This window comes from Streptomyces sp. TLI_171, assembly GCF_003610255.1.
Classification (GTDB): Bacteria; Actinomycetota; Actinomycetes; order Streptomycetales; family Streptomycetaceae; genus Kitasatospora.
Genome location: NZ_RAPS01000001.1, coordinates 459662 through 479705, shown reverse-complemented (window position 1 = coordinate 479705; position 20044 = coordinate 459662). Strand labels below are relative to the sequence as shown.

The window sequence follows — 20044 nt, the reverse complement described above, 5'->3', positions numbered from 1 at the left end:
GATTTACCACGGTATGCCCGAGCGACAGGTCACGGAAGTCGAAGGCCGCCGCCTGGTCCTCTCCCATCTCGACAAGGTCCTGTGGCCCGCGACCGGGTGGACCAAGGGCGAGGCCCTCTACTACTACGCGCAGATCGCCCCCGCGATGCTGCCGCACCTGCGCGGCCGCGCCGCCAGCTTCCTGCGCTTCCCCGCGGGCATCGGCGAGGAGGGGTTCTTCGCCAAGAACCCGCCCCCCGGCCTGCCCGCCTGGGTACGCACCGTGACCGCGCCCAGCCACGAAGGACCCAAGCAGCGCGTCGCCGTCGACGACCTGCCGACGCTGATGACCGTCGCCAACGGCTACGCCCTCGAACTGCACGTCCCGCAGTGGACCGCCGAGAGCGGACCGGAGGCCCACGACCGGCTGGTCGTCGACCTCGACCCCGGGCCCGGCGCCGACGTCACGCACTGCTGCCGGGTCGCCCTGCTGATCCGCGAGTCCCTCGCCGCCGACGGCCTGGTCTGCCGGGCCAAGACCTCCGGCAGCAAGGGGCTGCACCTGTACGCCGCGCTCCGCCCCGCGCCCGCCGGGCAGGTCGGCGACTACGCCCGCAGCCTCGCCGAGCGCCTGGCCCGCGAGCACCCCGACCTGGTGGTGGCCCGGATGACCAAGGCGCTGCGCCGCGGCAAGGTCTTCGTCGACTGGTCGCAGAACAACACCGCGAAGACCACCGCCGCGCCCTACACGCTGCGCGCCACCGCCGTGCCCGGGGTGTCGGCCCCGGTGAGCTGGAGCGAGGTCGAGCACTGCGCCGACCCGGCGGACCTGGCGTTCAGCCCCGAGCAGGTGCTCACCCGGTACGCCGAGCACGGCGACCTGCTGGCCGACCTGCTCACCGACGACCAGGCGCTGCCCGAGCCGGGCGAGTGAGGCGGGGGGAGGGTCAGTCGGCCGCCGGGGGCTCGGCGATCAGTGCGGTGGCCGCCCGGCGGAAGCCGACCTGCTGGTAGATCCTGGCCACCGCGTCGTCGCTGGCGGACAGGAACACCGTCCGCACCCCGGTGGCACGGGCGTGCTCGACCAGGTGCGCGGTGACCCGGCGGGCCAGGCCCTGGCGGCGCAGCGACGGCAGGGTGGCGACCGCGACGATCTCGCTGACCCCGTCGACCGGCTGGTGACAGCCCGAGGCGGTGGCCAGGCCCTCCGGGCCGACGGTCGCGGCGAGCACCGTGCGCCCGGCGGTGATGCGGCCCTCCATCCGGGCCACCGCGCCGTCCGCGGCAGCGGTCCGGGCGGCGTCCGCGAGCTGCTCGACCCCGGCGGTGCCGAGCTGGGTGCCCGGCTCGGCGAACGCCAGGTGCGGCACCGCCACCGCGCTGGGCAGCAGCGGGTCGCCGGGCGCGAGCACCCGGACCTCCGGGCCGTCACCGTCGGCCGCCGCGGCGGGGGCTGACGCCCCGTCGAGTTCCAGGACCAGCAGCGGGTGCTCGTGCACCGCCAGGCCCGCCGCCTCGATCACGGCGCGCAGGCCCGGCGTGGTCTCGTGCACCCACTCGAAGGCCTCGGGCGCGCCGAGTTCGCGCTGCCGGGCCCGCACCCGGTCGACGTCGGCGACCGTGAACGGGCCGTCGCCGCCGAGCGCGGGGCGGCCGTAGTAGTGCCAGCCGTTCCCGGTGCGGAGGAACAGCGTGAACGGGCCGTGCTCCTCGGTGGTCGCGGAGAACCGGGGAACGGCGTCGTAGTAGCTCTCCAGCCGGGCCAGGACCTCGGTGGTGGCGGTGTCGTGCATCGTGTGGGTGTCCAACCTGTGGTGCGTCCCCCCGTGGGGCTGATCACGCGGTATCGAACCAGGACCGCCGACCGGGTGCACGGTGTTTTTCGAAGCCCGCACAGCACCCGGTCGGCCCCTGGGGCGGCCTCAGCGCGCGGCGACCGAGGCGAGGTGGGCGAGCAGCAGCTCGGCGGTCTGCGCCGGGCGCTCCAGGGCCGGCAGGTGGCCCGCCCAGGGGAGTTCGCGGTGCTCGGCGTCCGGGAGCAGCTCGGCCAGCTCGACCGGGATGCGGCGGAAGTCCGGCACGTCGTGGGCGCCGGAGTACACCAGGGTCGGGGCCACCACGTTCGCCAGGTCGACCTCGACCGGCGTCGGGGAGATCTCCACCTCGGGCGCCAGCTGCACCTCATACGCGTTGCGCTGCATCGCCCGGACCAGGGCCCGGGCGTCCTCGTCCGCGTCCGGGCCGAGCCAGGTGTCCACCATCAGCTCGACGGCCTCGTCGAGCCTGCCGGACTCGACCAGGCCGACCTCCAGCTCGTCCAGCGCCTCCAGCTCGGCGCTCGCCTCGTGGCCGGGGCGGCCCGGGCAGAGCAGGGTCAGCGAGCCGACCCGGGCAGGGTGCAGGGCGGCGAACTGCAGGGCGATCCGGCCGCCGAAGGAGGCGCCGACCAGGGCCGCCCGTTCGATGCCGAGCTCGTCCAGCAGCTCCACCAGGTCCGTCACGTTGTCGTAGGGGCGGTCCGCGCAGGGGGTCTCCCCGAAACCGCGGAAGTCGCAGCGGACGACGCGGTACCCGGCCTCGCGCAGCGCGTCCCACTGCCCGTCCCACATCCGCCGGTCGCAGACGGAGGAGTGCAGCAGAACCACCGCGGGGCCGGCGCCGGCCACCTCGTGAGTGATCGTCATTGGGCCGACCCTAGAGCATCATCAGGCCGATGACCAGGGAGTTTCTGCGCGCGGCGGTCCGGCGGGGCGGTGTCGGCGCGGGGCGGCATGATGGGGGAGTGCCCGAAGGAGACAGCATCTACCGCGTCGCCACCCAGCTCGACCAGGCGCTCACCGGCCAGGTCCTGACGGTGTCCGACCTCCGCGTACCCGCCCACGCCACCGCCGACCTGACGGGCCGTCGGGTGCTCGGCACGGTCCCGCGCGGCAAGCACCTGCTGACCAGGTTCGACGGCGGGGTGACCCTCCACACCCACCTGCGGATGGACGGCCGCTGGCAGGTGTTCCGGCCCGGCGAGCGGTGGCGCAGCGGCCCCGCGTTCCAGATCCGGGCGGTCCTCGGCACCGAGCGGGCGACCGCCGTCGGCTACCGGCTGCCGGTGGTGCAGCTGCTGCGCACCGCCGAGGAGCAGCGCGCCGTCGGCCACCTCGGCCCCGACCTGCTCGGCCCGGACTGGGACGCCGCCGAGGCCCGCCGCCGCCTGCTGGCCGCCCCGCAGCGCCCGATGGGCGCGGCCCTGCTCGACCAGCGCAACCTGGCCGGCATCGGCAACGTGTACGCCAACGAGCTGGCCTTCCTGGCCGGCGTCACCCCGTGGACGCCGGTCGCCGACCTGCCCGACCTGGACCGGCTGCTGCACCGCGCCCACCAGCTGCTGGACGCCAACAAGCTGCGGCCCGGCCACGTCACCACGGGCGACACCCGCCCCGGCAGTCAGCACTGGGTGTACGGCCGCGCCCGCCGCAGCTGCGTGCGCTGCGGCACCCCGATCCGCACCGCCAAGCACGACCAGGAGCGGGTTGCCTACTGGTGCCCGCGCTGCCAGCGCGGCCCCGTGCCGGCCCGCTGACGGCCCGTCAGCCCGCCTCGACCACCGCCGGGTGCCGGGGGTCCTCCACCCGCACCGTCAGGTCGGCCAGCGCGCCCGGGTCGGTCTCGGCGCGGTAGCGCTCGTACGCGGGCAGCGTCCAGTGCTCCTCCGCCGGCGTGCGGCGGGCCAGCGCGGCCGCCGACTGGGTGAGGTGCACGGTGAACTCCAGCGGCAGCCAGCGGCCGAGCAGGAACGTGCCGTCCAGCAGCAGCACCCCGCGCGGCGGCAGCTCCACGTACCGGGCGCGGGTCGCGCGGTCGGTGGCCGGGTCCCAGAACGACGGGAGGATCCGGCCGTCCGCCCCCGGCTCCAGCGGGTCGAGCACCTCGCGCAGCAGCGCGCCCTGGTCCAGCCACAGGTCGTGGAAGGCGTCCGGGTCGTGCTTGCCGTACTCGAAGCGGACCGAGGCCGGGCGCAGGAAGTCCCCCGCCGATACCCGCCGCACCGGGCGGCCCAGCAGCCGCAGCGGCTCCACCAGGGCGTCCGCCAGCTCGCCGGGGCGGGCCGCCGGCGCGCCGTCCACCGCCACCCGCAGCCGGCGGTCGTCGTCGGCCAGCTCGTGGACGCGACCCGCGAGCAGCTCGACCAGCCGCTCCGGGGAGATCGGGGTCACCCGCACCGGACGCTCACTCCCTTCGGTCAACCGGACTATATTTCCCGGCAACTGATCATCGTTCACCCGAGGGGGATCCCGCCGTGCCGCACCTCACCCTCGCCGAGGTCGACGCCCTCGCCGCCCGCGCCCACGCCGGCCAGCACGACCGGATCGGCGTGCCCTACGTCGAGCACGTGCGCGCCGTCGCCGCCGGCCTGGCCCCGTTCGGCGCCGGCCTGCGGATGGCCGCGCTGCTGCACGACGTCCTGGAGGACACCCCGACCACCGCCGAGGACCTGCTCGCCGCCGGAGTGCCCGCCGCCGTGGTCGCCACCGTCCGCCGGGTCACCCGGCAGCCCGGCGCCGAGTACGCCGCGATGCTCGGGGAGATCGTCGCCGACCAGGCCGCCACCCTGGTCAAGATCGCCGACAACGCGCACAACTCCCGCGCCGACCGGGCCGCGCAGCTGCCCGAGGCCGACCGCGCCCGGCTCGCCGAGCGCTACCGCGCGGCCCGCGCCGTCCTCTGGCCGGCCGCCGCAGCCGAGGACGTCCGCACCATCGTGGCGATCGTCAACCCGGGGCTGCTCGCCGAACTCGACTGAGGCGGTCCGCAGGAGCAGGCTGGAGGGAGCGAACGGGGGACCGACAGCGCGACAGCTCGACACGAGGAGCCCGGGATGTCCGAGATGAACGGCAGGCTCGACGAGAAGGCCCAGCGGGACGAGGACGACGTCCGCGCCGCCGACCCCGAAGAAGGCATCACCTCCTACCAGACCATGCACGCCTGGGAGGAGTCCCAGGCGGAGGGCGACGCGATCGCCGAACCGCAGCAGGAGGAGCAGCGGTGAGCGGCCGCATGGCGGCGCCCGAACCGCACAGCACCGAGTGGAACGTCCGGCTGCGGGTGGTCGAGGTCGGCGACCTCACCCAGGCGCACGCCGTCCTCGACACCGGCGTCAACCTGATCGAGGTCGAGGCCGAGGCCCATCGCAGCGCCCAGGACCCGGCCGACCCGGCGATCGGCGACGAGCTCGCCGTCGGCCGCGCCCTGACCGCGCTCGGCCAGCAACTCATCCACACCGGCTCCACCGCCGCCGAGGCCGCCGAATCCGCCCGCCGACGCGACACACCGTGACCGGACCGCCCGGCTGACCGTGCACGGACGGCCCGGCCGGCAGGCGACCCGGCCACGATCAGTGTGCGAAACAGCCGAATCGTGACCTTCCCGCGCCTCCGGACCGGAACCCATCCGACCGGGGGCGCGTCACTCTCGGTGGCCGCGCACCCGCGCGCGCCGCGAGCAGAGCGAGGGCGATCCCGGACGCACGGGACCGCCGGGGGTGGACAAGGTGACGAACGAGCAGCAGCCCGGCGGCAGACCGGCGGAACCGCCGCCGCAGGGCGCCCTCTGGGAACTCCCCGACTACGCGCACGAGCGCGAACTCGGCGCCGGCGCGTCCGGCCGGGTCGTCCTCGCCCACCACCGCGCCACCGGCACCCCCGTCGCCATCAAGTACCTGCTCGGCGACCACCCCGACCGGGCCGCCTTCCGGGTCGAGGCGCAACTCCTCGCCGCCCTCGACAGCCCGCACGTCACCCGCCTCTACGAGTACGTGGAGAGCCCGCACGGCGCGGCCATCGTGATGGAACTCGTCGAAGGCATCTCGCTGCGCGACCTGCTGCGCGCCGAGGGCGAGACCGGCCCCGAAGCCGCCCTGGTCGTCCTCAAAGGCTCTTTGCTCGGCCTCGCCGCCGCGCACCGGGCCGGCGTCGTGCACCGCGACTACAAGCCCGGCAACGTCCTGGTCACCGTCGACGGCGAATCCAAGCTGGTCGACTTCGGCATCGCCGTCCGCACCGGCGCCAGCGGCACCGTCGCCGGCACCCCCGCCTACATGGCCCCCGAACAGTGGGCCGGACAGGCAGCCTCTCCGGCCACCGACGTCTACGCCGCCACCGCCACCTTCTTCGAGTGCCTCACCGGCGCCAAGCCCTACGCCGGCACCACCCTGATGGAACTCGCCGTCCAGCACACCGAGGCGGCCATCCCCGACACCCAGGCCCCCGAAGCCCTCCGCCCGCTCATCCGGGCCGGCCTCGCCAAGACCCCCGCCCAGCGCCCCGCCGGCGCCGAAGCCCTGGTGGTCGAACTCGAAGCCCTCGCCGGCGCCGCCTACGGCGCGGACTGGGAGGACCGCGGACGCCGACGCCTCGCCGCCCTGGTCGCCGCCCTCCCGCTGCTGCTGCCCACCCCCCTCGGCGACGGCGCCCTGCCCGGCGCCACCTCCTACGCCACCACGGTCCTCGCCCCGCCGGCCCCGCGACCGCGCCCCCCGCTGCGCGCCGGCCTGATCGCCACCATCGGCGCGCTCGTCCTGATCGCCGGAGCCCTCGCCGTCGTCGCCAACGCGGGCGAGAGCGACGCCACCACCGCCCCCAAGCCCGCCGCCGCCCCCCGGGCCACCACCAGCCTCGGCGCGCCCGCGCCCTCGACCAGCCCCCCGCCGACCGACACCCCGTCGGCGAGCCCCAGCGCCAGCCCCTCCGACTCGCCGTCACCGACCGCGGACGACACCCCGACCGCCTCGCCCACCAGCAAGCCCAGCACCACCCCGAAGCCCTCCACCAGCGGGACCACCACCGCCCCGCCCCCACCGAGCCCCACCCCGACCGTCAGCACGGCGCCGCCGGTCACGGTGAGTCTGATCAGGCAGACGCTGAACGGGACGGGCGCCTCGGTCAGGGCCACGGTCACCGGCGCCGGCACCACCACGCTGACCTTCAGCTGGTACGACGCCGGCGACAAGTCGGGCAAGCCGGTCGCGGTCACCAAGTCGGCTCCGCTGTCGGCCGGTACGAGCACCCAGACCAGCGGCTACCCGTTCGCCTGCCGCTCGTGGACCGCCTACGTCATCATCACCAGCGACACCTCGCCGCCGACGTCCGTACGGACCGCGAACTACAGCTACTTCTGCATCACCTGACCGGAGAACGACGATGACCGACTCGCCGAACGTCCCCGACCCCGGCTTCCGGCTCGGACCGGTCCGGAAGCCAGCCAAGCCCGACTCCCCGTCCGCCCCGGAGGCCACCGTCCAACTGCGGCCCGCAGCGCCGGCCGCCGACGAGCAGACCGTCCGCCTGCGCCCCGCCGCGCAGGCTCCCGACACGGAGGAGACGTTCCGGCTCGCGCCGCCGGCCGGCGCCGAGGAGACCGTCCGGCTGCCGGCCCCGGCGGCGGGTGAGGAGACAGTGCGGCTGGACCCCGCGCAGACCCTGCCGATCGGGGTGGCCGCCACCGTGGTCGCCCCCGTGCCCGTGCCCGTGCCGCCCGCGCCCGTCCCGCAGGACGAGGTGCGGCGCTACGGCCCCGGGGTGCCGCCGCGGGCCGCGGCGGTGTGGCGGGGGGAGGCGGCCACGGAGGCGCCCGAGCCGGTGCGGCGGCGGTGGGACCGGTGGCTGCTAGTGCCGCTGGTGCTGATGCTGGCGCTGCTCGGGTATCTGCTGTGGGACCGGTACGGGCGGTCGGTGGAGGTGGCCGGGGTGAGCGTCGCGCCGGTGTCCGCGCCGGGCTGCGACGGGACCGCCGTGATCACGGGCGTGCTGGAGACCGACGGCGGGGAGGGCGACCTGACGTACCGGTGGGTGCGCAGCGACGGCACCGACTCCGGGGGGATCACCCAGCACGTGCAGGCCGGGCACCGGACGACCGAGGTCCACCTGGACTGGACGTTCCAGGGCCACGGCGAACTGGCCGCCACCGCCAGGCTGGAGGTGCTGAAGCCGGCCGGCCGGGTTGCCGTCGCGCAGTTCCCCTACAGCTGCCCCTGAGCGCTCCGGAGCGCCCCTGAGCGTCACTGAGCGCACGGAGGCCGGGCCGCCGCCGCCGACTCTTCGTCGGCCGCGGCCCGGTCGTCCGGTCCGGTCAGGACTGCGGCGCGGTCGCGCCCCCGCCGGTCTTCACGGCCTCCACCATGTGCTGGTGGACCTCGCGCGCGGCGGCCTCGTCCGCCGCGGCCACGGGGCTGCCCTCGACGGTGAACCAGTCCAGGGCCCCGCTGTACTGCACGGTCAGTCGCGCCTCGCCCTCGATCCACATGGTGTGCACGGTCAGGTCGCCGGTGATGACGCCGATCTCCACGGTCTTCACGCCCCCGTGGCCGGACAGAATGCCCTGAGTGGTCCAGGTTGCCCAGGTGTTCACAAGCCGCTCCCATCCGCCGCCCAACGGGCCGCACGTCCCGACCCCACAGGTACCCAACCCGCGGCGACCGCTTCCCACTGTCACCCGGAAGGCCGAAAACCGCCCCCCGGGCGGGTGCTTGCCGCCAGGTCTAGCATCGACGTATGGGAGAGCGAGAGGCGGCGCTCACCGCGCCGAGACTGGTCCTCGAAACCGGCGGCGACTCGACGGTCATCACCCCGAGCCGCAGATACGCCCTAGGGCGGGATCCCACCAGCGACATCGTGCTCGCCGATCCGCGGGTCTCCTGGCACCACGCGTTGCTGCACGTCGGGGACGGCCACTGGATCGTCGACGACACCGGGTCCACCAACGGAACCTACGCCGCGGACGGCCACCGGGTGATCCACCTGGAGATCGAACCCGGCACCGTGCTGTGCTTCGGCAGCGCCGAGGACGGCCCGCGCTGCACGTTCAGCGCCCTGCCCGCACCGACCGCCGTGCACCCGCTGCCGGGCCGCCGGCCGCCGTCCGCACTGACCGCCATCACCGGCTCGTTCCGGCCACCGTCCAGCGTGCGGCCGCTCCCGGCCAAGGTGGTGCGGATCGGCCGGTCCGAGGACAACGACCTGGTGGTGAGCGACCTCTCGGTCTCCCGGCACCACGCCGAGCTGCGGGCCCGCCCCGACGGCCGCTACGAGATCGCCGACCTGGACAGCCACAACGGCACCTACCTGAACGGCCAGGCGGTGCTGCAGGCGCCCGTCGGCCCCGGCGACCTGGTCGGCATCGGGCACTCGGTGTTCTGCCTGGTCGGCGACGAACTGCAGGAGTTCGTCGACACCGGCGACATCGACCTCGACGTGGACGGCCTGACCGTCCAGGTCGGCGGCGGCCGCACCCTGCTCGACCACGTCACCTTCCCGGTCGGGCAGAAGTGCCTGCTGGCCGTGGCCGGCCCCAGCGGCGCCGGTAAGTCCACCCTGCTCAACGCGCTGACCGGCCTGCGCCCCGCCGACCAGGGCACCGTCCACTACGACGGCCGTGACCTGTACCGCGACTACGCCGAACTGCGCCGGCGGATCGGCCTCGTCCCGCAGGACGACATCCTGCACACCCAGCTCCCGGTCCGCAAAGCCCTCTCCTACGCCGCCGAACTGCGCTTCCCCGGCGACACCGCGGCCGCCGAACGGGACGCCCGGGTCGAGGAGGTGATCGACGAACTCGGCCTCGCCAAACGCGCCGACCAGGTCATCTCCAGCCTCTCCGGCGGCCAGCGCAAACGCGTCAGCGTCGCCCTCGAACTGCTCACCAAGCCGTCCCTGCTGTTCCTCGACGAACCGACCAGCGGACTCGACCCCGGCATGGACCGGTCCGTGATGCAGATGCTGCGCGGCCTCGCCGACGACGGCCGGACCGTCGTGGTGGTCACCCACAGCGTGCTCAGCCTCGACCTGTGCGACCGGCTGCTGCTGCTCGCCCCCGGCGGGCGGATCGCCTGGTACGGGCCGCCCGGCGAGACCCTGGACCACTTCGGCTTCGCACACTGGCCGGACGCCTTCGAGGCGTTCGAGAACCAGACCGACCGGGACTGGGCCGGCCAGTTCCGCTCCTCCGCCCCGTACCGCAAGTACGTCAGCGGCCCGGCCGGCGGCACGGGCGACTGGCCCGGCGCGCTCGCCCCGACGGAGCGTCAACTGCCCGCTTCCGCCGAGACCCCCGCCGCCAAGCCGAAACCCCGGCGCTGGCGCAAGCAGGTCGGCACGCTGTGCCGCCGGTACGCCAGCGCGCTCGCCGCCGACCGCACCTTCCTCGCCGTGATGATCGCGCTGCCGTTCGTCATGGGCGCCATGGCGCACGCCCTGGCCGGCAGCCGGCTCGACCAGAACACCGCGCTCAACGCGCTGCTCATCCTCTGCGTCGGCGGCGTGCTGATCGGCGCCGCCAACGCGGTCCGCGAACTGGTCAAGGAACGGACGATCTATCAGCGCGAGCGCGCCGTCGGCCTGTCCAGATCGGCGTACCTCAGCTCGAAGATCATCGTGCTCGGCGCCGTGACGGTGGTGCAGTCCGTGGTGCTGACCATGGTCGCGCTGGTCGGGGTCACACTCCGACCACAGGGCGGCAGCGGGGTCTTCCTGCCGCCGCTGATCGAGATCACCCTGGCCGTCGCGCTGCTCTCGCTCACCGCCATGATGCTCGGCCTGCTGATCTCCGCGCTGGTCAAGAAGGAGGAGGTGACCATGCCGCTGCTGGTGCTGGTCGCCATCGTCCAAGTGGTGTTCTGCGGCGCGCTGCTCCAGCTCGACCACCTGCCGGTGCTCAACCAGCTGTCCTGGCTGGTGCCCTCGCGCTGGGCGCTCGGCGCGATGGCCGGCACCATCGACCTGCACACCATCGTGCCCGGCACCCTCACGGACGACCCGCTGTTCGCGCACCGCTCCAGCATCTGGCTGCTCGACATGGGCATGCTGGTGGTGCTCGCGGTCGCCTACGGGCTGGTGGTCGCCCGGCTGCTGCGCCGGCACGAACCGGCCGTGATGCGGAAGTAGCGGATGGGGACCCCCGGCGGATTCCGGCCCAGCCACGTCGTCCCGGCCGACGGCATGGCCACCTGGACCAGACCCGACCCCGGCGCCGCCGGGGTCGCGCTGGACGCGCTGCTGCCGGTCGAGCTCGCCGAGGCCAACGGCAACTGGGCCCGGATCGTCTGCTCCAACGGCTGGACCGCGTGGGTGGACGGCCGCCTGCTGGTGGCCCTCCCGCACCCCCCGCCGACCACCGGCGCCCCGCTCGCCACCGCCGACGACCCGCGTCCGCTGCTGGCCGCCCTGGAGCGCTCGCTCGCCACCTACCGGCGCCTGGTCGACGACTGGACGGCCGGCCGGATCGACCTGGAGGCCTTCCAGGACGGCACCCGCGACCTGCGGCTCGGCGCCGTCCTGGACGGCCCGAACGCCTGGCTGCTCGACCTGGAACAGGGCCGCTGGTACTACTGCGACGCCGCCCAGCTGCAGACCTTCGCGGCCGTCGACCGCGAGCAGGGCTGAGACCGTGGCCGGCGAGTCACTGGCCGCCGCCGAGCCCGGCGAACTCGGCGGGCGGACGCTGGCCGGCTACAAGCTGGAGCACGTGATCGGCCGCGGCGGCATGGCGGTGGTCTACCGCGCCGAGGACCTGGGACTCGGCCGGACCGTCGCGGTCAAGCTGCTCGCCCCCGAACTGGCCCGCAACGAGACCTTCCGGCAGCGCTTCGTCCGGGAGTCCCGGATCGCCGCCTCCCTCGACCACCCGAACATCGTCCCGGTGTACGACGCCGGCGAGGTCGAGGGCGTGCTCTACCTCGCCATGCGGTACGTGCGCGGCCGCGACCTGCGCAGCCTGCTGGACCGGCAGGGCCCGCTGACGATCAGCCAGACCGTGCGGATCACCCTCCAGGTGGCCAGCGCCCTGGACGCCGCGCACGCCCACGACCTGGTGCACCGCGACGTCAAACCCGGCAACGTGCTGATCGCCGAGGGCACGGACCCCGACCACCCCGAGCACGCCTACCTGACCGACTTCGGACTGACCAAGAAGTCGCTGTCGCTGACCGGCCTGACCACCGTCGGCCAGTTCGTCGGGACGCTGGACTACGTCGCCCCCGAGCAGATCTCCGGCAAGCCCGTGGACGGGCGGTGCGACGTGTACAGCCTGGGCTGCGTGGTGTTCGAGATGCTCACCGGCGGGCCGCCGTACCGCCGGGACGACGACCTCGCGCTGCTGTGGGCGCACCTCAACGACCCGCCGCCGTCCGTGCTGGAGCAGCGCGCGGACCTGCCGGCCGGGGTGGGGGAGGTGCTGGAGCGGGCGATGGCGAAGAAGCGGGACGACCGGTACGGGAGCTGCCTGGAGTTCACGGCGGCGCTGCGGACGGCTTCCGTCGAGCACGCCGAGCCGGCCCGGCGCGCCGAGCCGGCCCGGCGCGCCGAGCCGGCCCGGCGCGCCGAGCCGGTCGTGCCGGTCGCCCCGGTTCGGAGGGCGGCGGCCGGGGAGGCGCCGCGGTCGGCGGGGCCGCCGGCGCCGCCGGCCTGGGCGCGGCCGGTGTTCGAACCGGGCGCGCGCTTCTGACGGTGTTTCAGCGGTGTGACGAGGCGGGGGCGAGCGTAACGATCAGTGGCATGCACCTTTCAATACCGGATGTTTGCTGGCAGTCTGCCCCTCGGCCAGGGCCCCCACAGACCCTGGCGACCGAGAGGAGCACTGATGAGCAACAGACTCCGCGTCCTCGCCACCCGTGCCGCCGCCGTCCTGGGCACCACCGTGCTCGTCGCGGCCGGCATCGCGACCGCCCCCTCCGCGCAGGCCGCGACCGCGGCGTGCACACCGGCGCAGGTGGTGGCGAACGGCGGATTCGAGTCCGGGACCTCGCCCTGGACCTCGTCCAGCGGCGTGATCACCAGCGGCGGCGGGCAGAGCGCGCACGGCGGGACCTCCTTCGCCTGGCTGAACGGCTACGGGTCGGCGCACACCGACACCCTGTCGCAGTCCGTCACCCTGCCGGCCGGCTGTGCCGCCACCCTGAGCTTCTGGCTGCACGTGGACACCGCCGAGACCAGCACCACGACGGCGTACGACAAGCTGACCGCGAAGATCGGCTCCACCACCCTGGCCACGTACTCCAACCGGGACGCGGCCACCGGGTACCTGAAGAAGACCTTCGACGTGTCCGCGTTCGCCGGACAGACCGTCACCCTCGCCTTCAGCGGCGTCGAGGACGCCAGCCTGCAGACCAGCTTCGTGCTCGACGACGTCGCCCTCGACGTCACCGGCGGCGGCACCACCCCGCCCCCCACCACCGACGCCACCCGGACGCCCGCGCCGACCGGATACACCGTCAACCTGACCAGTGACACCACCGGCGCCACCTGGACCGGCCACCAGAGCATCGGCTTCACCAACCCCTCGGCAACCCCGCTGACCGAGGTGTACCTCCGGCTCTGGGACAACTACCACGGCAGCTGCCCCACCACCCCGGTCACCGTCAGCAACCTGACCGGCGGCACCGCGGGCGCACTCAGCGTCAACTGCACCGCGCTGAAGGTCACCCTGCCCGCCGCGCTCGCCCAGGGCCAGGCCGGCAGCATCGGCTTCGACCTGTCCGTCGCCGTCCCCTCCGGCGCCGACCGGTTCGGCCGCGACGGGTCGTTCAGCTTCATCGGCAACGCGCTGCCCGTCCTCGCGGTGCGCGACGCGGCCGGCTGGCACCTCGACCCGTACACCAACAACGGCGAGTCCTTCTACACCCTCGCCTCCGACTACACGGTGACACTGGACCACCCGACGGGTCTGCTGGTCCCCGCCACCGGCACCTCCGTCGACACCGCCGGCAGCAGCGGACGGACCGTCACCACCGCCACCGCGCACAACGTCCGCGAGTTCGCCTGGGCCGCCGGACCGTTCAGCAAGATCTCCGGCACCTCGACGGCAGGCACCGCGATCAACGTCTACTCGGTCAGCGGCATCAGCTCCAGCGACTCCCAGTCCATGCTGACCACCGCCAAGTCCGCCGTCGACTCGCACGCCGGACGCTTCGGCGCCTACCCCTACGGCGAACTCGACGCCGTGATCGACAACAACTTCTGGTTCGGCGGCATGGAGTACCCCGGCTTCGTCCTCGACCTGGTCTCCACCACCGCGCTCACCCACGAGATCGGCCACCAGTGGTGGTACGGCATCGTCGGCGACGACGAGTACACCAGCCCCTGGCTGGACGAGGCGTTCACCGACTACGCCACCGACCTCGCCCAGGGCAAGACCGGCACCAACTGCTGGAACAGCACCTCCTGGGCGTCATCCGCCGAGAAGATCACCAACTCGATGGCCTACTGGGACGCCAACTCCTCCCGCTACTCGACGGTCATCTACGGCTACGGCAAGTGCGCCCTGCACGACCTGCGCCGCACCATCGGCGACACCGCGATGACCAAGCTGCTGCACGACTACGCGGCCGCCCACTGGTACGGGATCTCCACCACCGCCGAGTTCAAGGCCGCCGCGCAGGCCGCGACGACCGTCGACCTCACCTCCTTCTGGACCCAGCACCGCATCGAGGGCTGACGACCCGTCACGGCCCTCCGGTCCCGCCCGGGTCACCCCCGGGCGGGACCTCCGCGTCCGCTGCGCGCCCGCGCCGGGCCACCAGAGCGCCCAGCAGCCCCGCGAGCGCGCCCCAGCCGGCCGCGACCGGCACCACCGTCCAGAGGTCCGGCTCCAGCGCGGCCGACCCCTGCTCGCCCAGGCCCAGCAGCGACAGGCCGACCACCGCCGAGATCCGGGTCAGCACGCCGACCGCCAGCACGGCCAGCGCCAGCACCACCGCGAACCGCGCCGCCGACTGCCAGAGCGGCGACGGCCGCGACCGGAGCGCGGCGGCCACCCCCGCCGCCAGCACCAGCAGCGCCGCCAACGGCAGCAGCAGCCACGCCCAGCCGCTGTGCTCCGCCAGCGCGCCCAGGTTCAGCGTCACGTCGCTCCCCGACCGCAGCACGTCCGCCAGCGGCCGCGGGAACGGCAGCCCCAGCGAGTCCGAGACGTGGCCGTGCCAGGACCCGCCCAGGCCCACCCCGAGCGCCAGCCAGGCCAGGTTCGGCAGACCCAGACACACCAGTGCCAGCGTCGCGCGCGGGTCACTGCCCGTCACCATCGCCACCACCGCGCCGACCAGCGCCAGCAGCACGTACACCAGCAGCAGCGCCAGCACCGCGTGCACCGTCGGCCGCAGGGTGCGGTGCAGGCCCACCAGCCGGGTCGGCAGCGGGGCCCGGCGGGAGGCCGCCAGCGCCAGCAGCACCACCACCGCCACCCACAGCAGCCCCCACCCGATCGCAGGACCCGGGTCCGCCCGGAACCCCACCACCGGCGCCGCCCCGATCGCCCCGCCGAACTCGTCGATCAGCGGATCGCCCGTCGGCACCGTGAAACTGTGCCGCGCCGCCGCACAGAGCAGCAGCACCGCGACCGTCCAGCACCCCGCGAACGCCAGCGCCCGGGCCAGCAGCGCGCCCCCCGACACCACCGCGTGCCGACGCAGCGGACGCAGGAACAGGTACGCCGCGACCAGCGCGCCCACCAGCGTCACCGACAGCGGCACCGCGGTGATCCCGCCCTGCGCGGTCGCCACGAACGCCGCGCTCCCGTCGAGCTGCACCGGCACCCCCAGCGCCATCAGCAGCGTCGCCGCCAGCACCGATCCGAACCCGCCGCCCGGCAACTCGCCCGCGCGCGCCAGCCACAGGCCCAGCGCCGCCACGGCCGCCATCGCCGCCAGCGCCCCGACCGTGGTGAGCAGCCCGGACAGCAGGACGGACAGCCAGGCCGAGGGGTTCCTTCGACTCCCGGCTCCAGCAGGTTCAGCAGGCCCAGCAGCTCCTGCAGCATCAAGCATGCGGTTCACCGGCTCTTCCGACGGAGCCCCCCACGGCACTCCTCCAGCTTCCGACAGGCGGCAGCGGACGGCGAGTTGCCCCCGGCCGTGCACCGCTGACGGCGCGCCGATCCGGCGTTGGGCGGCGGGCGTCGGAGACCGGGCGGACAATGGGGATGCGCAGTGTGGTCTCGGGGGAGTCCGACCGGGAGGCAGTCCCGTGGCTGAGCAGCCGACACCTCGGCAACCCGAAGAACCGGAGAACGAGAACGACGGTGCCCCGCCCGCCCACCGGCCGACGGAGCAGACCGAACGCACGGCCGGGCCGCCGACCGAGCAGACCGACAACCCGGCCGGGCCGCCGACCGAGGTCGTCCGGCCCGGCGCTGTCCCGCCCGACCCGGCCGGACCACCCACGGAGGTGGTCGCACCGGGTGCGGTGCCGCAGCCGACGGAGGTGGTGAAGCCCGGGGCGATGGCGCAGCCGACCGAGGCGGTCGAGCCTCCGGCTCCGGCCGGGCATCCGACCGAGGTGGCGGGGTCCGCGCCGAAGGCACCGGATGCGCAGCGGAGCGGTCCTGGAACCGGGCGTGACGGTCCGTCGGGCGGGCGGCGGCCCACCGAGGTGGTTCCGCCGTCCACCGGGGCGCTCGGTGCGGGCGCGGCTGCTGCGTCGCCGTCCGGCCCTGGCGGGGTGGAGCCCTCGGGCCCGCCGTCCGGGCCGCTGTCGGCGGGCGGGGCGCGGACGCCCAGCGAGCCGGGGACCGGGGCCGGGTCCGGCGCGCCGCCGCCGAGCGGTGGGGCGAGCCTGGCGTCGTCCTCCGGCGGAACGGGGGGGCCGCCGTCCTCCGGTGGGCGGGTGACCGCGGCGGGCGGCGGTTCGGGCGGCGGGAAGCCGTGGTGGCGGAAGGGTCCGGTGCTGGGAGCGGCGGCCGTGGTGGTCGGACTCGGCGTCGCCCTCGGCGTGGTGCTCGGCGGCGGCTCGGGCGGCGGTGGCGGCGGTGGTGGCGGAACCCAGAACGTGGCCCTGCAGCCGGTCGCCGCCGAGGGCCAGGCGCCGTTCACCGGGTCGGTGGCCAACGCCGCCGCGCCCGCCAGCCCCTCGCCGCGCACCTCCGCGCCGGCCGCCGGGGGCAGCGCCTCCGCGCCGACGGCCGGCAGCCCGTCCGCCTCGGGCGGCACCGTCAACGGCGGGCAGCCCGGCCTGTACGGCGGAACGCGCGACGTGGCCAGCTGCGACGTGCCCAAACTCTCCGCGTACCTGACCGGCAACAGCGACAAGGCGAAGGCCTGGGCCGGCGTCGAAGGCATCGACAGCTCGCAGATCGACTCCTACCTGCACGGCCTCACCCCCGTGGTGCTGCGCCAGGACACCCGGGTCACCAACCACGGCTTCACCAACGGGCAGGCGAACCCGTACCAGGCGGTCCTGCAGTCCGGGACGGCCGTGCTGGTGGACAGCCAGGGCGTGCCCAGGGTGCGCTGCGCCTGCGGCAACCCGCTGCTGCCGCCGAACGGTACGGGCGGGGCGTACTCGGGCGCCGCCTGGTCGTCGTTCAACCCGGACGGGGTGGTGACGGTGCAGCCCGCGCCCGCGCCCGTGACGGAGATCGTGCTGGTCGACCAGACGGGCCATCAGTTCGGCCGCCCGGTCGGCGGGGGCGGCTCGGACGGCTCGGCGTCGCCGAGCGCCTCCGGGTCGGGCTCGTCCTCCGGGAAGACCGGGTCGGGCACGCCGTCCGGCGGGTCCTCGTCGGCGCCGTCCTCCGGGAAGCCTTCCGGCGGCTCCTCGGGTCCGTCCGGTTCACCGGCCTCCCCGGGCCCCGGGTCGGCTCCGGCATCGCCGGCCTCCCCGGCCTCCCCGGCCGGCGGGGCGGGCGGCGGGAGCGCCGGTGCGGGGTCGCCGTGACGCGGCACCCGACCGCGGGCCGGCGGGGCCGGGCCGTCAGCGGCGCAGGTAGCGCAGCAGTGCGACCCCGTTCTCGAAGGTGCGGGTCTCGGCCAGCACCAGGTCGGTGCGGTCGTCGGACGGCTCGAACAGCGGGCGGCCGCGGCCCAGCACCACCGGGTGGACGTAGATGCTGTACTCGTCGAGCAGGTCCAGTCGGCGGAGTTCGGCGGCGAGGCCGGCGCCGCCGACCACCAGGCCGGACGGGGCCGCGGCCTTGCGCGCGATGATCTCCTCCTTCTCGACGCTGCGGACGATCGTGGTGTTCCACTCCGCGTGCTGGAGGGTGCGGGAGTACACCGTCTTCGGCATCTCGCGCCAGATCCGGGCGAACTCGGCGACGACCGGGGAGGCGGCCGGGTCCTGGTCCGCGGTCGGCCAGAACCCGGCCATCAACTCGTAGGTGACCCGGCCGTCCAGGAACCCGCTCGCCGCCGCCAGGCGGCGGTTGAAGTGCTCGTGCAGCTCGTCGTCGACCAGCTGCCACCCCAGGTCTCCGCCCGGGCCCTCGAAGTACCCGTCGATCGACACGTTCATCATCAGGACCAGGTCGGACATCGGCGCCTCCCGGGGCACGCGGCGGTCGTCGGGTGATGACGGCCGTCACGCTACTCGGCGGCAGCGACATTGCGGCGGAGGCGGGCCATTCGAGTGGCGCGCGCCGTGGTTCGCTCCGATCGGTGGACGGGAGGGTCGACCGATCGGCTGACGGAGTGTCAACCGATCGTCTCCTCAGGAGTAGCCGATCGTCAGGGGATCGGGCCGGGTGAGTGGGCACACTCCGGATCAGCAGGTGACAGCAGGTGCGGATGCTCCGGAAGGCGCGGGCGGCGCACCGGAGGCGGAAGGGGATGACGATGCGTGAACTTCGTGAGCAGGGCGGGCTGCGCGCGCTGCTGGAGCGCTGGGTGGCGGAGGGTGCGGTGCCCGGGGCGGTCGCCCTGGTCGCCCGGGACGGGCAGGTCGAGACGGCCGCCGCCGGCGAGCTGACCCCGGCGTCGCTGGTGCGGATCGCCTCGATCGGCAAACCGATGACGGCCGCGCTGGTGCTCCGCCTCGTCGAGGACGGACTCCTCGGGCTCGACGACCCGGTCGAACGCTGGCTTCCCGAACTCGCCGAGCTGCGCGTGGTGCGCACCCCCGGGGCGCCGGTGACGGACACCGTCCCGCTCGAACGGCCGCTCAAGGTACGGGACGTGCTGGAGTCCCGGTCCGGCCACGGCTTCCCGTCGGACTTCTCGCTGCCCGCCGTGGGCCTGCTCGCCGAGCGCCTGAAACAGGGGCCGCCGCAGCCGCAGACGGTGGCCCCGCCGGACGAGTGGGTGGCGGCGCTGGCGCAGGTCCCGCTGCTCCACCAACCCGGCGCGGGCTGGCTGTACAACACCAGCTCCGACCTCCAAGGGGTGCTGGCCGCCCGGGCGGCCGGCCGGCCGTTCGACGAGCTGCTCGCGGAGCGGCTGTTCGCCCCGCTCGGCATGGCCGACACCGGATTCGGCGCCGCACCGGGCCAGGCCGACCGTCTGAGCCCGCTGTACCAGCCGCGACCCGACGGCACGCTCGCCGTCATCGACCCGCCGGACGGCCAGTGGGCCCGGCCACCGGCGTTCCCGTCCGGGGCCGGCGGCCTGGTGTCCACGCTGGGCGACGTCGCGGCGTTCCTTCGGATGCTGCGCGCCGGCGGCCGCGCCGAGGACGGGCGGCGGGTGCTCGCCGAGGAGTCGGTGCGGCTGATGACGACCGATCACCTGACGGAGCGACAACGGGCCGACGCCGAGGTCTTCCTGGAGGGGCAGGGCTGGGGCTACGGCGGCTCGGTGGACCTCACGGCGCGCGAGCCGTGGAACGTCCCCGGCCGCTACGGCTGGGTCGGCGGCACCGGCACGGCGGCCCACCTGGTCCCGTCGACCGGCCTGGTGACGGTCCTGCTCACCCAGCGGGAGATGACGAGCCCGAGCCCGCCGCCGCTGATGCGCGAGTTCTGGCGCTACGCGGCGGGCGGCTGAGCGCCGCCCCCGCCCTCGGCGGACGGTTCGGCGGCCCGCCGGTAGCTCGACCCGTCCCGGGTGCGGGTCAGCAGGTGGGCCTCGATCAGGTAGCGGCGCAGCATCGAGGTGTCCGAATGGACGGTGAGCAGCGCCTCGTTGACCTCGCGCTCGGTGTACGAGCGGTCGGCGTCGAAGAGGGACTGCGCCAGATGCTCCAGCAGGGCGGTGCGGCGGGCCGGCCTGCGCGGGATCGACGTCAGGCGGCCATCGGTGAAGAACGCGGCAAGGGTGGCCGGCGGTTCGTGAACGGACATGACAGGCAGCCTGGCAGGGCGGCTGCCGGGAGACAAC

At 74.7% G+C, this 20044-nt stretch carries 20 protein-coding genes; 13 read left to right on the top strand and 7 right to left on the bottom strand.

Annotation, left to right across the window (positions count from 1 at the left end; all coding sequences use genetic code 11):
• The first annotated feature begins 13 nt into the window (after positions 1–13).
• Complete coding sequence (gene ligD, locus BX266_RS02210) at positions 14–913, top strand: non-homologous end-joining DNA ligase (protein ID WP_099897235.1); 900 nt, start codon at positions 14–16, stop codon at positions 911–913.
• A 13-nt stretch (positions 914–926) separates the two neighbouring features.
• On the opposite strand, the gene BX266_RS02205 is transcribed toward ligD, so the two are convergent.
• Positions 927–1787, bottom strand: coding sequence for a GNAT family N-acetyltransferase (locus tag BX266_RS02205; protein ID WP_310794763.1), 861 nt, complete (start codon positions 1785–1787; stop codon positions 927–929).
• Between the two features lie 114 nt (positions 1788–1901).
• Entirely contained in the window at positions 1902–2663 is a 762-nt protein-coding gene (locus tag BX266_RS02200) for an alpha/beta fold hydrolase (protein ID WP_099897234.1), read from the bottom strand.
• 98 nt (positions 2664–2761) lie between these two features.
• On the opposite strand from BX266_RS02200, the gene BX266_RS02195 reads away from it, so the two are divergent.
• Positions 2762–3553 carry a DNA-formamidopyrimidine glycosylase family protein gene (locus BX266_RS02195; protein ID WP_099897233.1) on the top strand — a complete coding sequence of 264 codons (792 nt, stop codon included), beginning with the start codon at positions 2762–2764 and terminating at the stop codon, positions 3551–3553.
• A gap of 7 nt (positions 3554–3560) precedes the next feature.
• On the opposite strand, the gene BX266_RS02190 is transcribed toward BX266_RS02195, so the two are convergent.
• Positions 3561–4193, bottom strand: a complete 633-nt coding sequence (locus BX266_RS02190; RefSeq protein WP_099897232.1) for a uridine kinase — start codon at positions 4191–4193, stop codon at positions 3561–3563.
• 77 nt (positions 4194–4270) lie between these two features.
• Here BX266_RS02190 and BX266_RS02185 point away from each other — a divergent pair, with 77 nt between their 5' ends.
• From BX266_RS02185 to BX266_RS02170, 5 genes are all read left to right on the top strand, one after another.
• Positions 4271–4774 carry an HD domain-containing protein gene (locus tag BX266_RS02185; RefSeq protein WP_099897231.1) on the top strand — a complete coding sequence of 168 codons (504 nt, stop codon included), beginning with the start codon at positions 4271–4273 and terminating at the stop codon, positions 4772–4774.
• A 75-nt stretch (positions 4775–4849) separates the two neighbouring features.
• A complete protein-coding gene (locus BX266_RS38315; RefSeq protein ID WP_180290347.1) occupies positions 4850–5020 on the top strand; it encodes a hypothetical protein in 171 nt (56 codons plus the stop codon).
• A complete protein-coding gene (locus BX266_RS02180) occupies positions 5017–5307 on the top strand; it encodes a DUF1876 domain-containing protein (protein ID WP_259464494.1) in 291 nt (96 codons plus the stop codon). The genes BX266_RS38315 and BX266_RS02180 overlap by 4 nt, the downstream gene beginning before the upstream one ends.
• A 205-nt stretch (positions 5308–5512) precedes the next feature.
• A complete protein-coding gene (locus BX266_RS02175; protein WP_259464493.1) occupies positions 5513–7156 on the top strand; it encodes a serine/threonine-protein kinase in 1644 nt (547 codons plus the stop codon).
• Between the two features lie 13 nt (positions 7157–7169).
• A complete protein-coding gene (locus BX266_RS02170; protein WP_099897230.1) occupies positions 7170–8003 on the top strand; it encodes a hypothetical protein in 834 nt (277 codons plus the stop codon).
• A gap of 94 nt (positions 8004–8097) precedes the next feature.
• Here the strand turns inward: BX266_RS02170 and BX266_RS02165 are convergent, their stop codons facing one another.
• Positions 8098–8376, bottom strand: coding sequence for a hypothetical protein (locus BX266_RS02165; protein WP_033256569.1), 279 nt, complete (start codon positions 8374–8376; stop codon positions 8098–8100).
• Between the two features lie 143 nt (positions 8377–8519).
• Here BX266_RS02165 and BX266_RS02160 point away from each other — a divergent pair, with 143 nt between their 5' ends.
• The 4 genes from BX266_RS02160 to BX266_RS02145 all read left to right on the top strand — a co-directional run bounded on the left by BX266_RS02160 (position 8520) and on the right by BX266_RS02145 (position 14454).
• Positions 8520–10907 carry an FHA domain-containing protein gene (locus BX266_RS02160; RefSeq protein WP_099897229.1) on the top strand — a complete coding sequence of 796 codons (2388 nt, stop codon included), beginning with the start codon at positions 8520–8522 and terminating at the stop codon, positions 10905–10907.
• A 3-nt stretch (positions 10908–10910) separates the two neighbouring features.
• On the top strand, positions 10911–11405 hold the full coding sequence (locus BX266_RS02155; protein WP_099897228.1) for a hypothetical protein: 495 nt from the start codon (positions 10911–10913) through the stop codon (positions 11403–11405).
• A 4-nt stretch (positions 11406–11409) separates the two neighbouring features.
• Entirely contained in the window at positions 11410–12465 is a 1056-nt protein-coding gene (locus BX266_RS02150) for a serine/threonine-protein kinase (RefSeq protein WP_099897227.1), read from the top strand.
• A gap of 135 nt (positions 12466–12600) precedes the next feature.
• Positions 12601–14454 (top strand): M1 family aminopeptidase, encoded by a 1854-nt coding sequence (locus BX266_RS02145; RefSeq protein WP_099897226.1) that lies wholly within the window; start codon positions 12601–12603, stop codon positions 14452–14454.
• Positions 14455–14461: 7 nt separating this feature from the next.
• Here the strand turns inward: BX266_RS02145 and BX266_RS02140 are convergent, their stop codons facing one another.
• Complete coding sequence (locus BX266_RS02140) at positions 14462–15781, bottom strand: streptophobe family protein (protein ID WP_180290346.1); 1320 nt, start codon at positions 15779–15781, stop codon at positions 14462–14464.
• Positions 15782–16619: 838 nt separating this feature from the next.
• On the opposite strand from BX266_RS02140, the gene BX266_RS02135 reads away from it, so the two are divergent.
• Complete coding sequence (locus BX266_RS02135; RefSeq protein ID WP_099897225.1) at positions 16620–17669, top strand: DUF6777 domain-containing protein; 1050 nt, start codon at positions 16620–16622, stop codon at positions 17667–17669.
• A gap of 36 nt (positions 17670–17705) precedes the next feature.
• Here the strand turns inward: BX266_RS02135 and BX266_RS02130 are convergent, their stop codons facing one another.
• Entirely contained in the window at positions 17706–18266 is a 561-nt protein-coding gene (locus BX266_RS02130) for a dihydrofolate reductase family protein (protein WP_099897224.1), read from the bottom strand.
• A gap of 299 nt (positions 18267–18565) precedes the next feature.
• Here BX266_RS02130 and BX266_RS02120 point away from each other — a divergent pair, with 299 nt between their 5' ends.
• Positions 18566–19711 carry a serine hydrolase gene (locus BX266_RS02120; protein WP_099907287.1) on the top strand — a complete coding sequence of 382 codons (1146 nt, stop codon included), beginning with the start codon at positions 18566–18568 and terminating at the stop codon, positions 19709–19711.
• Here BX266_RS02120 and BX266_RS02115 read toward each other — a convergent pair.
• Positions 19693–20007, bottom strand: coding sequence for a DUF2087 domain-containing protein (locus BX266_RS02115; protein ID WP_099897223.1), 315 nt, complete (start codon positions 20005–20007; stop codon positions 19693–19695). The two genes, BX266_RS02120 and BX266_RS02115, sit on opposite strands and share 19 nt — an antisense overlap.
• Between the last annotated feature and the right edge of the window lie 37 nt (positions 20008–20044).

What these genes read in the sequence shown, in the direction of transcription:
- BX266_RS02120 (WP_099907287.1), top strand. Translation starts at nt 18,566, where the DNA reads ATGCGTGAACTTCGTGAGCAGGGCGGGCTGCGCGCGCTGCTGGAGCGC.
- BX266_RS02170 (WP_099897230.1), top strand. Translation starts at nt 7,170, where the DNA reads ATGACCGACTCGCCGAACGTCCCCGACCCCGGCTTCCGGCTCGGACCG.
- BX266_RS02155 (WP_099897228.1), top strand. Translation starts at nt 10,911, where the DNA reads ATGGGGACCCCCGGCGGATTCCGGCCCAGCCACGTCGTCCCGGCCGAC.
- BX266_RS02115 (WP_099897223.1), bottom strand. Translation starts at nt 20,007, where the DNA reads ATGTCCGTTCACGAACCGCCGGCCACCCTTGCCGCGTTCTTCACCGAT.
- BX266_RS02200 (WP_099897234.1), bottom strand. Translation starts at nt 2,663, where the DNA reads ATGACGATCACTCACGAGGTGGCCGGCGCCGGCCCCGCGGTGGTTCTG.
- BX266_RS02145 (WP_099897226.1), top strand. Translation starts at nt 12,601, where the DNA reads ATGAGCAACAGACTCCGCGTCCTCGCCACCCGTGCCGCCGCCGTCCTG.
- ligD (WP_099897235.1), top strand. Translation starts at nt 14, where the DNA reads ATGCCCGAGCGACAGGTCACGGAAGTCGAAGGCCGCCGCCTGGTCCTC.
- BX266_RS02130 (WP_099897224.1), bottom strand. Translation starts at nt 18,266, where the DNA reads ATGTCCGACCTGGTCCTGATGATGAACGTGTCGATCGACGGGTACTTC.
- BX266_RS02140 (WP_180290346.1), bottom strand. Translation starts at nt 15,781, where the DNA reads ATGCTTGATGCTGCAGGAGCTGCTGGGCCTGCTGAACCTGCTGGAGCC.
- BX266_RS38315 (WP_180290347.1), top strand. Translation starts at nt 4,850, where the DNA reads ATGTCCGAGATGAACGGCAGGCTCGACGAGAAGGCCCAGCGGGACGAG.
- BX266_RS02160 (WP_099897229.1), top strand. Translation starts at nt 8,520, where the DNA reads ATGGGAGAGCGAGAGGCGGCGCTCACCGCGCCGAGACTGGTCCTCGAA.